Genomic DNA, 14,557 nt, shown 5'->3' with positions numbered 1-14,557 from the left:
AAACGCAGCTTCGTATGAAAATTAAGCGTCTAAAGCGCTTTGTTTTGTGCGAGAACTTCCTATGTGTTAAAGCAGATGGAATTCCTCATTAATAGGTCAAGCTGATGAAAAATACGAATATGCGCAATCTGGCAATTTGGGGCGTCGTCCTCGCCATGATTTTACTCGTGATGAGCGCGACGCAATCTGGGATGAATAATCCCGCAAATTCGGACGAGATCATCTATTCACAACTCGTTGAAAAAGCGCAAGCCAATCAAGTCGAGACGGCCAGCATTGATCGCCAAGGCGGCAAGATTACTGGCACGATGACAGATGGATCCGAATATTTGGTGACAGTTGATCCGTATCAGGACAACCTCGCAGATATATTTGAAGGCACAAACACCGCCGTTTCAGCCAAGCCGCTTGAGCAACAATCCGTGCTGGGCAGCATCCTGATGGCGACCCTGCCGCTTTTGATTATCGCAGGTCTGTTTATCCTCTTCTTCCGCAATATGCAGGGCGGGGGCCGTGGCGGTGCGATGAGCTTTGGCAAGTCGCGGGCGAAGTTGCTGACTGAAAACACACAGCGCAAGACATTTGACGATGTTGCGGGTGTCGAGTCTGCTAAAGAAGACCTCAAAGAAGTGGTCGAATTCCTCAAAGACCCCAGCCGTTTCACGCGCCTCGGTGCGCGTATCCCGACGGGCGCATTGCTCGTGGGCCCTCCTGGCACAGGTAAAACTTTACTGGCCCGCGCCGTTGCGGGTGAGGCGGGCGTGCCGTTCTTTACGATCTCTGGTTCTGACTTCGTCGAAATGTTTGTCGGTGTCGGTGCATCCCGCGTCCGCGAAATGTTCGCCGATGCGCGGAAGCAAGCGCCTTGTATCATCTTTATTGACGAGATTGATGCCGTGGGTCGTCACCGCGGTGTCGGCACATCTGGCGGCCACGAGGAACGCGAGCAAACGCTCAACCAACTCCTCGTCGAGATGGACGGATTTGAAGGTGATGAAGGTATCATCATTATCGCCGCGACCAACCGCCCTGACGTGCTGGACAAAGCGCTGCTGCGTCCGGGCCGTTTTGACCGTCAGATTGAAGTGCCATATCCCGATATTCAGGGTCGCGAGAAAATCCTTGAAGTCCATATGAAGGGCAAGCCTATCGCCGCTGATCTCGATGTAAAATACATCGCGCGCGGTACGCCGGGCTTCTCAGGTGCTGACCTGATGAACCTTGTCAATGAGGCAGCCTTGCTGTCCGCCCGTCGCAATAAACTCAAGATCACCATGCGCGAATTTGAAGATGCGCGGGACAAAGTGATGATGGGCGCGGAGCGTCATACGCTGGCAATGTCTGATGAAGAAAAGGCGATGACAGCCTATCACGAAGCGGGTCACGCGATTGTTGGCCTGAACATGAAGGGCAGCTTGCCGATCCACAAAGCCACGATTATCCCACGCGGACGAGCGCTTGGCATGGTGCAATATATGCCTGAGCGCGATCAAATTTCGCAGTCACGTCAAGAAATGATCGCGCGTATGGCGATGGCGATGGGCGGGCGTGCCGCAGAAGAAATCCACTTCGGCTATGACAAGGTCACATCTGGCGCCAGCTCTGATATTGAACAAGTTACCCGCATCGCGACCGCTATGGTCACGGAATGGGGTTTGTCAGACGAGATCGGCCCAATCGCCTATAAAGATACAGATCAGCAAAGTTTCCACCCCGGCATCGGGCGCGGTTCTGCGATTTCGCCTGAGACAGCGAAATTGATCGAGAGCGAGATCAAGCGCTTTGTGACAGAAGCGCATGAAACAGCGATCAAAATCCTGAAGAAGAAAAAGAAGGATTGGGTCGCCTTGGCCGAAGCTCTGTTGGAATATGAAACGCTATCTGGCGATGAAATCAAAGAGCTGATCGAGAACGGCACGAAGCCGAAGCGTCCAGATAATTCTGGCGGCGGGAAGCCCGCTGTCGCGGCTGTGCCAACGACTCGCAAGCCAAAGCCCAAGCCGATTGGCGGCGCGTCAACGGCGCGGGATGTAAATCCAGACGCTTAGACCTTTCAGTCTGTCAAACATTTAAATCCCGCCCATCCATTGATGCGGCGGGGTTTTTTGTGTGGGTACGAGACTGCGGCGTGCCGCGCTCTTGATCTTCACGCCGTCGCAGTTAAAGGGAGCGTATGAGCCAACGCTGCAAAATCATGGGCATCTTAAATGTCACCCCCGATAGTTTTTCGGATGGCGGGCGCTATGACAGCTTAGAACTCGCCGTGCGGCAAGCGCAGAGGCTGATGGAGCAGGGCGCGGACATCCTCGACATTGGCGGCGAAAGCACACGACCTGGCGCAGAAGAAATTGACGTGCTGGAAGAAATCCGTCGCACTGTGCCCGTGATCGCTGCAATCCGAGAGGCCACGCGAGACGCCGAAATTGGCCCCGTTATCTCTATCGATACGCGCAAGCCTGAGGTCGCAGAGGCCGCGATCCATGCGGGCGCGGACATTTGGAATGACGTCACCGCGCTGACCTTTTCAGATCGATCAGAAGCCACAGCATCTGACCTCGCTTGCCCTGTCATTATCATGCACATGCAAGGCAGCCCCGAGACGATGCAGCACAGTCCGCGCTATGACGATGCGGTGCGCGATGTGCGCGACTATCTCGCCAAGCGGCTGGACGCGCTGGAATTTGCGGGCATTGAACGGGCGCGCGTGACGATTGATCCAGGGCTTGGCTTTGGGAAGCGGCAGGAAGATAATCTTGCGATCTTGCGGGAGTTAGCGGTCTTTCAAGACCTCGGCTGCCCCGTCCTGATGGGGGCATCGCGGAAAAGCTTTATCGGGCGTATTGACGGCTCAAGCGCGGATGACCGCCTCGGCGGAAGCCTCGCCGCCGCCCTCTGGTCCCTCCAAGCGGGCGCGGATATTTTAAGGGTGCATGATGTCGCCGAGACGGTGCAGGCGGTGAAGGTTTGGGAGGCGATTAATCGTGGTTAAGTGTATGAATTTGATTGAAGCGAAAAATCCTACTTGGCGAGACCTAGACCCTTTCACGGGAATGTTTATATAATTCTGCGAATGGATCACCTGCATAAAGCGGCTGATGACGAAGGCTAACATATGACCACCAACACCACCCCCCGCGTTCTCATCATTGCTGGCTCTGACTCCTCTGGCGGGGCGGGGATACAGGCGGACATCAAGACTTGCGCGGCGTTTGGCGTTTATGCGGCGACGGCGATTACGGCTGTGACCGCGCAGAATACGGTGGGCGTGCAGCAGGTCGAGATCATGCCAGCCGACTTAGTGCGGGCGCAAATCCGCTCTGTATCGTCTGACATCGGCGCGGACGTGATCAAGATCGGCATGTTGGGCAATGCAGAGATCATCAATGTTGTGGCCGAAGAGATTGAGGAGTCTGATGCTTTTGTGATCCTTGACCCCGTTATGGTGGCGACATCTGGCGACACATTGCTGGAGACGGCGGCGGTGACAGCCTTGATTGAAAAGCTGCTCCCCCTCGCGGATTTGGTCACACCGAATGTGCCAGAGGCCGAGCTGCTGACGGGGATGAAGATCACGGATATCGACGAATTAACTGCGGCGGGCGATAAGCTGCTGACGCATAATGTCTATGCGGCGTTGATGAAGGGCGGGCACCTTAAGGGTAAGTCTGTGGTCGATGTTTTGGTCAGCGAGGAGGGGGCAAATATCATGTCTGGCCCGCGTCTACACACGCGCCACACACACGGGACGGGCTGCACGCTAGCGAGCGCGGTGGCGGCAAATATGGCGATGGATATACCGCTGGACGAAGCTGTTCAGATTGCACGGGAATTTGTGTTCCAAGCGATCAAAACTGCGCCGAAATTGGGGGCTGGCAATGGTCCGCTTAATCATGGCCTAGTGATGGAATTGGGCGAGGACGACACGCCGCCCGAGAGCAACAATCCCTTTGCGGCGCTCAAAGGCTTGACCTCTTAGGCGACGGCGACTGGCGGCTTCTCTCCTGCCCGCGCGATCATCACGCCGATCAAGATCATCCCGAATGAGACGACAATGCGCCAGCTAAAGGCCTCGTTCAAAAATGTAACGCCCAAGATCACAGAACATAGCGGCACGAAATAATTAACCTTGGCCAGATTGCTCGGCCCGGCTTTGTCGATGAAATACAGAAAGATAATCGTGGCAATCCCAGAGGCGCCCAGACCTAACCCTAGCGCCATGAGGAGGCCGAGGGCTGACGGTATCTCGCTTGGTACGCCGCTGATGACGCCCGCTATGGTAGCCACCAGACAGGCTCCAATCGTCATCATCGCCCCGCCCACACTGGACGGAGTTTGAGGCGCGCGCTTTGCGATAATCGTCGTGATGGCGTAACTCACTGCGGCGCCCATAATCAAAAGTTGCGCCCGCCAGTCACTGACAAGGCTGAGGCTGAAATCATCAGGGATAAACAGCACGACAACGCCAAGAAACCCAATGACAAAACCGATCAACTTGGCGGGCGTTAGGCGTTCATCGGCAAAGAAATGCGCCAGCACGATTGTGACCAAGGGCATAATGCCGACGATGATCGCCGAAACCCCACTATCGACCGTGATCATGCCCTTTGAGGCTAAGAAAAACGGGAGCGCACTGCCCGTCACGCCAATGACGAAATACCACAGCCAGCGCCTATCACGGAGCGCTGGAAAGCGGTGCCCGCGCGCATACATATAGGCCGTAATCACCACGGTTCCGATCATCAGACGAAATGCGACGAGCCAGATCGGGGAGATATATCTCACCCCCACGCGCGTCATCGTAAAGGCGCTGCCCCAGATCAAGACCAAAGTCAGCGACAGCCCGATAAAGGCTGCAGGCGATAATTTGGAATCAGAGGAGGTCGTCATAGCTCCGCTTGGCAGGGCGAGCGGGACGGGTCAATGTCTTGATGAGCCTGTACCAGAATTGATCTCGCCTCTCGCAGGCAATTTCGTTGAAAACAGTTTGAACACCCAGACTTCAGACATCGCTAGCAGCGTGAAATATACGGTGCCCATAGCGAGCGGTACATGGGGGTAATCAATAAATATTCCCCCAGAATTATGGGCGTTTGCATATCCTGCCATCTCTAAAAACGCTTCTGTTAAGCCAAGCCTTGGCACGAGGGCTGCGCCAAAAGCGAAGATAAAGACGAGGACGAAATATATAAAGACGGCCAAAATTGACATGATCACACTTGCGGCTTTTGTCGCCTCATCTGCATCCGAAAAGGCGAAGCGCATGCGCATGAACACCACGCCCATATAGAGATAAAGTATCTCATTCCCCGGGGCGAGCGAGTTGAAGATAAGCGCGAAAATGCCGTAAAACGGCACAAAGAAAAAGATCGTAAACTTCCTCGGTAAGGCGGCCATGAACACGCCAGAATGAACCATAATGAATTCAAATGCCATCATCACGGCGAGGGTCGCAATGCGGTCAACTTCATTCGCTTGCGGCGAAATCCACAGGCGCAGCATTTCATAGACAAGGGCCGCGTAAATCGCGATCCCAACCCAGCCGAGCAGACGGTTTATGATTGTCCAGACCACTCAACTAAGTCCAAGAATGTGGTATATTTGGCGCGACATACCCTAGCATAGACGACCCGATGTCAATCATGGCGCGGATCGTCTGAGAATAGCTTTGGCCTAACCGCCGCAGGCGCCGCCTGCATTCGGGATGCAAGAGGAAAGTGCGCCGCGCTGAATACCGTCAAGTGAATTGCGACCATCTTTTTTGCGCGCGTCACGATTGGATTTGCGGATGCATACTTCTTTTTTGCGGATTTGACCTGTGACAGCCACCATCTCGCAAATCATCGGATCTTCTTCGTCCGCCGCAGTATCAGCGGCCGCTGTTTGTGTTGACGGCGCAACGGCTTTTGCCGCCGGCGCTGTTGCTTTGGCCGAGGTCGGTGCGGTCGTTGTCGTGCAGGCCGCGAGGCTCAAGCCCGCAAAACAGAGTAGTAAAAATCGTGCGGTCATAGTCGTAATTTCCTTTATGTATCTCTCTCTATATCTCTTCATTAGGGTCTGACAGAGGTGCTGTCCAGCGCTTGAATTTATGCCTTAAACGGGTCGCGCATCAGGATGACGTCCTCGCGTTCGGGCGAGGTGGACACCATGGAGACGGGGCAGCCGATCAGTTCTTCGATGTGGCGGACATATTTGACCGCTTCGGCGGGCAATTCAGCCCAACTACGTGCGCCGCGTGTGGAGCCTTGCCAGCCTGGCATGCTCTCATAAATCGGCTCGACATTGGCTTGATTGGTCGCGCCAGCGGGGAGGCGTTTGACGATCTTTCCATCGAGTTTATAGCCGATACAGATTTTCAACTCAGCCAAACCGTCCAGCACGTCGAGCTTCGTCAGGGCGATGCCCGTAATGCCGCCTGTGATGATCGCTTGTTTGACCATGACCGCGTCAAACCAGCCGCAGCGGCGCTGGCGGCCTGTGACCGTACCAAATTCATGCCCGCGCTCGCCGAGGCGGTGACCGATCGCGTCATTTAGCTCGGTCGGGAAGGGGCCTTCGCCGACGCGGGTGGTGTAGGCTTTGGTGATCCCAAGCACATAATTGAGCGCGCCTGGGCCCATGCCGGACCCTGCCGCCGCTTGGCCTGCAATGGTATTGGAACTGGTGACAAAAGGATAAGTGCCGTGATCAATATCGAGCATCGCGCCTTGTGCGCCCTCAAACAAAATTCGCTTCTCGGCTTTTTGGGCGTCATCCAGCGTTTGCCAGACAGGGGCCATATAAGGAAGAATTTTCGGGGCGATTTCGATCAGTTGATCATAGAGTGCCTGCGCATCCGTCTCTGGCTGATCCAGACCACGGCGCAGAGCATTATGATGGTGCAGCAAATTCTCCACACGCTCCATCAGGTGCGCTTCGTCGGCTAGGTCACAGATACGGATCGCGCGGCGGGCGACTTTATCTTCATAAGCGGGGCCGATGCCGCGCTTCGTCATACCAATCTTGACGCCGTCAACACGGTTCTCGCGGATGCCGTCCAACTCGCTATGGATGGGGAGGATGAGGGATGTGGATTCGGAAATCTGTAAACTATCAGGCCCAACCTTCACGCCTTGCTCTTTGATGCGCGTGACTTCGCTAAGGAACGCCCACGGGTCAAAGACAACGCCATTGCCGATGACAGAGAGCTTCCCGCCGCGCACGATACCCGAGGGGAGAAGGGAGAGCTTATACGTCGTGCCGTCAACGACCAGCGTATGGCCCGCATTGTGACCGCCTTGGAACCGCACAACAACATCGGCGCGGCTGCTGAGCCAATCGACGATCTTGCCTTTTCCTTCATCGCCCCACTGCGATCCAACAACAACTACATTCGCCATGGCAAAGCCTTTTCTTACATGCAAAACGGCGCAAGGGTTGCTTACGCCGTCTTTTGGAAACGAGACAGAATCTCGCCTATCAGACTTTTTCAGTCTTTAGACAAAGTCAGCGGGAAAAGCGAATCTCAATCGTGCTTTATCTACAAGCGACTCTAATTTTGTCGCGAATAAGTGCGAGGGCGACCTAAAACACGAACTGCGACAAAATGGCCGATAGTTAATCTCATTTAACCTTTTGCCAATCTTCCCTGAAAATCCCTGCGTAGCTATTTCATAGAGCTGCCATAAAGCTAGCTCAAAACATCTATAATGGGGAATTATTATGGAAAAAGTAGGTATGCTAAATCCCACAGACCTAGTGGGCGTATCCTTCTGGATTATATCCGCCGCAATGCTAGCGGCAACTTTCTTCTTCTGGGTCGAGCGGGATCGCGCGGTCGGAAAATGGAAGACATCACTCACAGTTGCCGCAATGGTGACAGGTATCGCAGCGTTACATTATTTTTATATGCGCGGCGTATGGGCGACAACGGGTGAAAGCCCAACCGTCTTCCGCTATGTTGACTGGCTCTTGACTGTGCCGCTACAGATTGTGGAATTCTTCCTAATCTTGTCAGCGATTGCTATTGTCCGTGCGGCTCTGTTCTGGAAACTCTTAATCGCATCAATCGTGATGTTGGTGACGGGCTATTTAGGCGAAGTCTATCAAGGTGGGCTACTATGGCCGATGTTCATCGTCGGAACACTGGCGTGGCTCTACATCATCTACGAAATCTTCGCGGGTGAAGCGAGTAAGATCAATGCAAGCCAAGGTACAATCGCCTCCAAGAAAGCGTTTAATGCGCTGCGTTGGATTGTGACAATCGGTTGGGCGATTTATCCAATCGGCTATATCGTGGGCTATATGGGTGAGCCGGGTGCGAATGATGCCATTCTCAACCTCGTCTACAACCTCGCAGATTTTGTGAACAAAATCGCCTTCGGTGTTGTGATCTGGGCCGCTGCAACGTCAGACGATGCTAACAATCGCGTCGCCTAGTCTGACTGAATGATAGGTTATCTGTCATATACAAACCCTATGAAAGGCGCCCTGTGAGGGGCGTCTTTCCACCTGCGTTTTGGGTTGCTGATCCGTCTGGCGACACCATTACTTCGCAACATGCTTGGTTAAAGCCAGCGATTGCAACCTCTCTTATTCTTATTATTGCCAATGCTGTTTCGCCGATCGCCGCAAACTGGATCGCGATTATATTCTTCTTATTCGGTGTCCCGCACGGCGCGGTCGAACGCACGCAAGATAGACCCCGCTTTATTATGCCGACGCTCGCCTATTCGGCTCTTTATATCGTATTTGGTATTCTCGTTTTTAGTAGCTGGCTGATTTCGCCGCTCGGCACACTTGTTATATTCTTCCTGCTCTCAGCCTGGCATTTTGGACAATCAGAGCCGACCCTTCGACTCATTGGCGCGTGGGTGATTATAGGATCGTGCTTGATTTACCCTGTCGAAACAGTTGGCATATTTGCGCTGTTGATAGAGCAAGATCCGCCGCCGTCATATATCGCCGACGCAATGCATGTCATGGCGATCGCGTGTGGTCTGGCTGTTTTTTTGGAGTTCGTCTTGCGCGCCAAGGCAGGACAGATGCCGTCTGTTTTACGGCTAGTGTTTTTGATTGGTATTTTCCTGATTTTGCCGCCTGTGCCAGCCGTGGCTGTTTATTTCTTTGCATTTCACGGCCTCGGTGAGTTCTCGCGCACGATCGCCTCTGTCTCGCGCGCGCAGTCTGACCTCAAGCCGTTAGATGTTCTCAAGTTATACGGCCCAGCGACATTTCCAGCTATGATTGGAGCGGTTCTAATCCTGACCTTGACATATCAAGGGCATATTCCAGTCCTGATCGCTACTGGCCTCGCTGTGTCATTTATCATCCCGCACATGCTGCCAGTTGAGGCCTTGCTGCGGGTCGACCGTGAGACGACCCGCACATCGCCCTAATTTATGACGCAATTACAAATTCACCGCATCGACGATTTTGACTTGCTTTATGGCGGCAATTTCTTTGCACACTCCCTCTGAGGCTGGCTCATCAATGGCGACAAGGCAGACCGCTTCGCCGCCCACTTCCATACGACCCATCGAAAATGTGGCAATGTTGATGTTGTTCTCGCCGAGCAGATTGCCGAGCTTGCCGACAAACCCTGGACTATCTTCATTGCGCACATAGAGCAGGTTCGGGTGGAAAGCTGCGTCCATCGGCACGCCGAACAAGCGCACGATACGAGGCTCGCCGCGATAGATCGTGCCGACGATCGCGTATTTACGCTCCGCTGTATCGACCTGAATGCGGATCAAGCTTTCGGCCCGCTCCGCCTCATCCACATAGCTCTCGGTCAGCGCAATGCCGCGCTCTTTGGCCAGCACAGGCGCGGAGACCATATTGGCTTCGGGCATGGCAGACTTTAGGAGACCCGCGAGAGCCGCCGCTGTCATCGGCTTAGTGTTTAGAGTTGTAATCGCGCCTTTATAGGTCATCTCGACAGACGTCACAGAGGCGTGGAGCAACTGCCCCATCAACGTGCCAAGCTTATCGGCCAGATCAACCCAAGGCTTGAGGCGCGGGGCTTCTTCGGCCGAAATGGACGGCGTGTTGAGCGCGTTTGATACTGCGCCAGTCAGTAAGTAATCCGCCATTTGCTCCGCCACTTGGACCGCCACATTTTCTTGTGCTTCCAAAGTTGATGCACCCAAATGCGGCGTGGCGATAAAGTTTGGCGTGCCAAACAATGGATGCTCTTTTGCAGGTTCGACGGCGAACACATCCAGCGCAGCGGCGCGGACATGACCCGCATCCAGCGCGTCTTTCAGAGCTTCTTCGTCCACCAGGCCACCCCGGGCGCAGTTGACAATGATCACGCCTTTTTTGGTCATGCCGAGACGCGCACGATTGACGATGTTCTTCGTGCCTTCAACCAATGGCGTATGCAGTGTGATTGCGTCCGCACGTTGGAACAGTTCGTCAAGCTCCACCTTTTGCACGCCTAATTTCACGGCGCGTTCGTCTGTTAAATAGGGGTCGTAAGCGATGACTTTCATCTTCAGGCCCAGCGCCCGTTCCGCGACCAATGCCCCAATATTGCCGCACCCGATCAGGCCCAGCGTTTTGTTAAATAGCTCAACACCTTTAAAATCGCTCTTCGGCCATTCACCGTTTTGCGTGCGGGCAGAAGCGGTAGGAATTTGTCGGGCGGCGGAGAACAGCATCGCAATCGCGTGTTCGGCTGTTGTAATCGCATTGCCGAACGGCGTGTTCATAACGACGACGCCTTTATCTGTGGCGGCTTTGATGTCGACATTATCAACGCCAATCCCCGCACGACCAATGACTTTGAGGTTTGTCGCGGCTGCGATGATTTCAGCATCAGGGCGGGTGGAGGAGCGCACGGCGAGGCCATCATAGGCAGGAATGATCTTGATCAATTCTTCCTTGGACAGGCCCGTAATCACGTCCACATCGACGCCACGATTTTTGAATACTTCCATGGCGGAAGGTGACATTTTATCAGAAATAAGAACTTTAGGCATTTACGTGTCTTTCTTAATATGGCCGCCTGTGCCGTCCCCTGAGGACGTCCAGCGGCGTGTTCGGTTAATCATCATCTTGGTGTCGACTTCCTTCGCGAGGTCTTTGCCGAGCAGGCCCATGAGGCGATGAAGTAAAATAGTGACATCGGCGGCCTCGCGGCCAGCTTCGTCATTGTCATTGGCGTCGAGCGCTTCGAGCAATTCGTCCATTTCAAGCTGTGCCCTTCGGACAAGCGCTGTAGGATCGGAAACGGGGCCGAACGTGTCGTCACCCCATTTCAAGATGCTCACGCTAGATTCGCGGGGCATCAGAGGGCTCTGACCTTGGTTTCAAAGGCCCAGTCGAGCCAAGGGGTGAGTTTTTCAAGATCAGACAATTCAATCAGGCCAGACGCCCAAATACGAAAGCCTGCTGGCGCGGTTTTATAGGCGCCGAAATCTAGCGCGACCTCTTCGTCGCCCAGCAATTTCACGATGGATTTGGCAAACGCCGCTTGGCCGTCTTTATCCAGCGCGGTCACACGCGGATCGACGATTTTGAGGCAAACGCCCGTGTTGGAACGCTCGTCCTCTTTTTCCGCGAGGTTAGCGATCCACGGGGTTCGCTCAATCCAGTCCCAGAGATATTGCGCGTTGCGATCGGCGCGGCCATGCATGAAGTCCAGCCCGCCTTGGGCCTTCACCCATTTTAGCGCGTCGAGGTGATCTTCCGCACAGAGAAGGGAGGGCGTGTTGATGGTGGAGCCTTCAAAAAGCGCTTCGTTGAGCTTGCCTTTGCTCGTCATACGGAAAATCTTTGGAAGCGGCCAAGGCGGGGTGTAGCTCTCCAGCCGCTCAACCGCGCGCGGTCCGAGGATCAGCATGCCGTGAGCCGCTTCGCCGCCCATATTCTTCTGCCAGCTATAAGTCAGGACATCGACTTTATCCCATTCAATTTCCTGCGCGAACACAGCGGACGTAGCATCGCAAATCGTCAGCCCTTCGCGGTCAGATGGAATAAAATCCGCATTGGGGACACGTACGCCAGAGGTCGTGCCGTTCCACGTAAAGACCAAATCGCGGTCGCCCGTATATTGGTGCAGCGGCGGCAGGTGGCCGTAATCCGCTTTTAAAATGCGCAGGTCATCTAGCGGGAGCAATTCGGCATCCGTGATCCACGCATTGCCGAAATTCTCCCATGCTGCCACATCGACGCCGCGCGGACCGAGCAATGACCACATGGCCATTTCGACCGCGCCTGTATCGGACGCTGGGACAATCGCGATGCGGTAATCCGCAGGCACTTGCAAAACGTCGCGCGTCAGGTCGATGACCTCTTTGAGTTTGGCTTTGCCCAGCGCAGACCGGTGCGAACGGCCAAGGGCGGCGTCGCTGAGCGCGTCTAATGTCCAACCAGGACGTTTTTTGGTGGGGCCCGCACTAAAGCGGGGATCGACGGGTTTGACCGTCGGCTTCGCTGCTGCCGCAGCGGTATTGGTGGCGATCGCCATATCTATGCTCCATCATCCGCGTTTTTGTACGAATGTTAAAGTGCGCTCCAGTGGGGGAACGTGACCCGAGAGCGCTATAGGCGAGAGTCGGCATGGCTGTCAATTCAACACGCAGATGTTTTACGGGAACGCATGTTGCCCTTTATCCGTAAGTAGAACTCTAGGAAACATGCCATGACATTACAGCCTGAAACCATCGGTTTGCGAACATCAGACACAGACACGCTTGGAGTCACGCGGTCTAAGCTGGGCAAATCTGGCTGGACTTACAGCGATAGCGACGGGAAGACTGTCAGTCAAAGCGAGGGCAAGCGCATAGACGCACTCGCCATACCGCCAGCTTGGCAAGACGTCTGGATTTCCCCTGATCCGAAGGGTCATATTCTGGCATATGGGTCAGATGAAAAAGGTCGGCGGCAATATATTTATCACCCAGAGTTTCGCGCTGCGCGGGAGGCTCAGAAATTTTCCGGACTTGCGGATTTTGCCCGTGGACTACCGCGTCTTCGCAAGCACATAGCCATGATATTGGATGCGTCAGAAGACACGGAAGACCTGGCAATCGCCGCCATTATTCGTCTGCTTGACACAACGGGGCTACGTATCGGGCATCACCGATTTCGGCGCCGATCTGGGGCGCGAGGTTTAACGACGCTGAGCGAAGACAATGTCAGCCTTGAGGGCGATATGGTCATCCTTAAATATACAGCAAAAGGCGGTAAAGACCGCAAAGTGTCATTTAACGACGAGGCTGTCGCAGATGTGTTGCGTCAGCTACAAGCAGAGCCTGGCTCCGATGTGTTTTCTGGCGAAGATTTTTCGATCCGCGCGCGACACGTCAACGCCTATATACAAAACACATTAGGCGAGGGGTTCTCGGCGAAAGACTTCCGAACATGGGGCGGCAGTGTCACGGCGGTAGAAGCGATGCGCAAGCGAGATGCCGATACGTTAAAGGCCGTTAGCGAGGACGCTGCGGAGTTTCTGGGAAACACGCCATCTATCGCCAAAACGTCGTATATTCACCCCAAGATATTGGACATAATTCGCACAGGAGGCGATTTGCCACCACCGTCTGGGCCAACGCGCCTCTATGCCAATGAGCGGGTCTGTTTTGCTGTGGTGTCTGAATAGCCATCCCACAAGACTGTCACTTTCAAAATGTTTGTCACCCCGCTATGCCCATTTTGAAACTAGGAGAGATTTATGCCGCAGGAATTATCAGACTACACACCGCCCAAGGTTTGGGAATGGGACAATGGCGCGGATGGGAATAAATTCGCGAGCATTAACCGCCCCACATCTGGGGCGCGTGAGGAGAAACCGCTACCCGTTGGGAAGCACCCGCTGCAGCTTTACTCTCTCGGTACGCCCAATGGCGTGAAAGTCACGATCATGTTGGAGGAGCTTTTGGCGCTTGGTCACACAGGTGCGGAATATGATGCGTGGTTGATCAATATCATGGAGGGTGACCAGTTTGGCAGCGGCTTTGTTGCGGCGAACCCCAATTCTAAAATCCCTGCGATGATGGATCATTCCGTCAAAGGTGATCCGCAGCGCATTTTTGAGAGCGGGTCTATCTTGTTCTATCTGGCCGAGAAGTTTGGCGCATTTCTGCCAACGGAGCTTGCGGCGCGGACGGAGACGATGTCGTGGTTGATGTGGCAAATGGGCAGTGCGCCGTATCTGGGTGGGGGCTTTGGGCATTTTTATGCCTATGCGCCGATGAAGATTGAATACGCGATTAATCGGTTCGCCATGGAGGTGAAGCGCGAGATGGACGTGCTGGACAAGCAACTCGCGGAGCATGAATTTATCGCGGGGGATCAACTGACGATTGCCGATTTCGCGATTTATCCGTGGTACGGTGCGATGGCGCGGGGATTGCTTTATGACGCCAAAGAGTTTTTGGACGTTGAAGGCTATACCCATTTGGGCCGTTGGGCGAAGCAGTTATCAGAACGCCCCACCTTTCAACGTGGGCAGTTGGTCAACCGCCCTTGGGACGAGGAGAAGGGCTTGAAAGAGCGCCATGACGCCTCTGATTTCGCGGCGAAGCTGCAAGAGCAGGCCGATAAAAAAACCTAATAAAAAAGGCTGGGGCGC

14 protein-coding genes are annotated in these 14,557 nt (G+C 54.4%); 7 read left to right on the top strand and 7 right to left on the bottom strand.

The window, feature by feature from the left end; all coding sequences use genetic code 11:
• Positions 1 to 104: 104 nt before the first annotated feature.
• The 3 genes from ftsH to thiD all read left to right on the top strand — a co-directional run bounded on the left by ftsH (position 105) and on the right by thiD (position 3,976).
• A complete protein-coding gene (gene ftsH, locus AB8615_RS07815) occupies positions 105 to 2,048 on the top strand; it encodes an ATP-dependent zinc metalloprotease FtsH (RefSeq protein WP_418152093.1) in 1,944 nt (647 codons plus the stop codon).
• A gap of 125 nt (positions 2,049 to 2,173) precedes the next feature.
• Entirely contained in the window at positions 2,174 to 2,989 is an 816-nt protein-coding gene (gene folP / locus AB8615_RS07810; RefSeq protein WP_409432050.1) for a dihydropteroate synthase, read from the top strand.
• Positions 2,990 to 3,112: 123 nt separating this feature from the next.
• A complete protein-coding gene (thiD, locus tag AB8615_RS07805) occupies positions 3,113 to 3,976 on the top strand; it encodes a bifunctional hydroxymethylpyrimidine kinase/phosphomethylpyrimidine kinase (RefSeq protein WP_409432049.1) in 864 nt (287 codons plus the stop codon).
• Here the strand turns inward: thiD and AB8615_RS07800 are convergent.
• The 4 genes from AB8615_RS07800 to AB8615_RS07785 form a co-directional block, all read right to left on the bottom strand.
• Positions 3,973 to 4,887 carry a DMT family transporter gene (locus tag AB8615_RS07800; RefSeq protein WP_409432048.1) on the bottom strand — a complete coding sequence of 305 codons (915 nt, stop codon included), beginning with the start codon at positions 4,885 to 4,887 and terminating at the stop codon, positions 3,973 to 3,975. The two genes, thiD and AB8615_RS07800, sit on opposite strands and share 4 nt — an antisense overlap.
• Before the next feature lie 30 nt (positions 4,888 to 4,917).
• On the bottom strand, positions 4,918 to 5,571 hold the full coding sequence (locus tag AB8615_RS07795) for a hypothetical protein (RefSeq protein ID WP_409432047.1): 654 nt from the start codon (positions 5,569 to 5,571) through the stop codon (positions 4,918 to 4,920).
• 99 nt (positions 5,572 to 5,670) lie between these two features.
• The gene (locus AB8615_RS07790) at positions 5,671 to 6,006 is read right to left on the bottom strand and encodes a hypothetical protein (RefSeq protein WP_409432046.1); all 336 of its coding nucleotides are present in this window, start codon (positions 6,004 to 6,006) and stop codon (positions 5,671 to 5,673) included.
• 77 nt (positions 6,007 to 6,083) lie between these two features.
• A complete protein-coding gene (locus AB8615_RS07785; RefSeq protein WP_418152089.1) occupies positions 6,084 to 7,376 on the bottom strand; it encodes an adenylosuccinate synthase in 1,293 nt (430 codons plus the stop codon).
• Between the two features lie 337 nt (positions 7,377 to 7,713).
• Between AB8615_RS07785 and AB8615_RS07780 the strand changes: the two genes are divergently transcribed.
• Positions 7,714 to 8,415 carry a bacteriorhodopsin-like gene (locus AB8615_RS07780; protein ID WP_409434082.1) on the top strand — a complete coding sequence of 234 codons (702 nt, stop codon included), beginning with the start codon at positions 7,714 to 7,716 and terminating at the stop codon, positions 8,413 to 8,415.
• A gap of 53 nt (positions 8,416 to 8,468) precedes the next feature.
• Positions 8,469 to 9,374: a Brp/Blh family beta-carotene 15,15'-dioxygenase gene (locus tag AB8615_RS07775; RefSeq protein WP_409432044.1), complete on the top strand. Its 906-nt coding sequence runs from the start codon at positions 8,469 to 8,471 to the stop codon at positions 9,372 to 9,374.
• A 12-nt stretch (positions 9,375 to 9,386) separates the two neighbouring features.
• Here the strand turns inward: AB8615_RS07775 and serA are convergent, their stop codons facing one another.
• Genes serA through AB8615_RS07760 form a run of 3 tightly spaced genes read right to left on the bottom strand, consistent with a single transcriptional unit; the run spans position 9,387 to position 12,451 of the window.
• Positions 9,387 to 10,961, bottom strand: coding sequence for a phosphoglycerate dehydrogenase (serA, locus tag AB8615_RS07770; protein WP_409432043.1), 1,575 nt, complete (start codon positions 10,959 to 10,961; stop codon positions 9,387 to 9,389).
• Positions 10,962 to 11,270 carry a dATP/dGTP pyrophosphohydrolase domain-containing protein gene (locus AB8615_RS07765; RefSeq protein ID WP_409432042.1) on the bottom strand — a complete coding sequence of 103 codons (309 nt, stop codon included), beginning with the start codon at positions 11,268 to 11,270 and terminating at the stop codon, positions 10,962 to 10,964. It lies immediately after the preceding gene.
• Positions 11,270 to 12,451, bottom strand: a complete 1,182-nt coding sequence (locus AB8615_RS07760; RefSeq protein WP_409432041.1) for a phosphoserine transaminase — start codon at positions 12,449 to 12,451, stop codon at positions 11,270 to 11,272. Before AB8615_RS07760 ends, AB8615_RS07765 begins: the two co-directional genes overlap by 1 nt.
• 174 nt (positions 12,452 to 12,625) lie before the next feature.
• Here AB8615_RS07760 and AB8615_RS07755 point away from each other — a divergent pair, with 174 nt between their 5' ends.
• Together AB8615_RS07755 and yghU are read left to right on the top strand one after the other, a co-directional pair.
• Complete coding sequence (locus AB8615_RS07755; RefSeq protein WP_409432040.1) at positions 12,626 to 13,585, top strand: DNA topoisomerase IB; 960 nt, start codon at positions 12,626 to 12,628, stop codon at positions 13,583 to 13,585.
• A 72-nt stretch (positions 13,586 to 13,657) separates the two neighbouring features.
• Positions 13,658 to 14,539, top strand: coding sequence for a glutathione-dependent disulfide-bond oxidoreductase (gene yghU, locus AB8615_RS07750; RefSeq protein WP_409432039.1), 882 nt, complete (start codon positions 13,658 to 13,660; stop codon positions 14,537 to 14,539).
• The last annotated feature ends 18 nt before the right edge of the window (positions 14,540 to 14,557 follow it).

The sequence above is a fragment of the Litorimonas sp. RW-G-Af-16 genome (assembly GCF_048319245.1).
Lineage (GTDB): Bacteria > Pseudomonadota > Alphaproteobacteria > Caulobacterales > Maricaulaceae > Litorimonas.
Note: the sequence above shows the minus strand (reverse complement) of the source record. Positions and strands in the feature narration are given on the sequence as shown.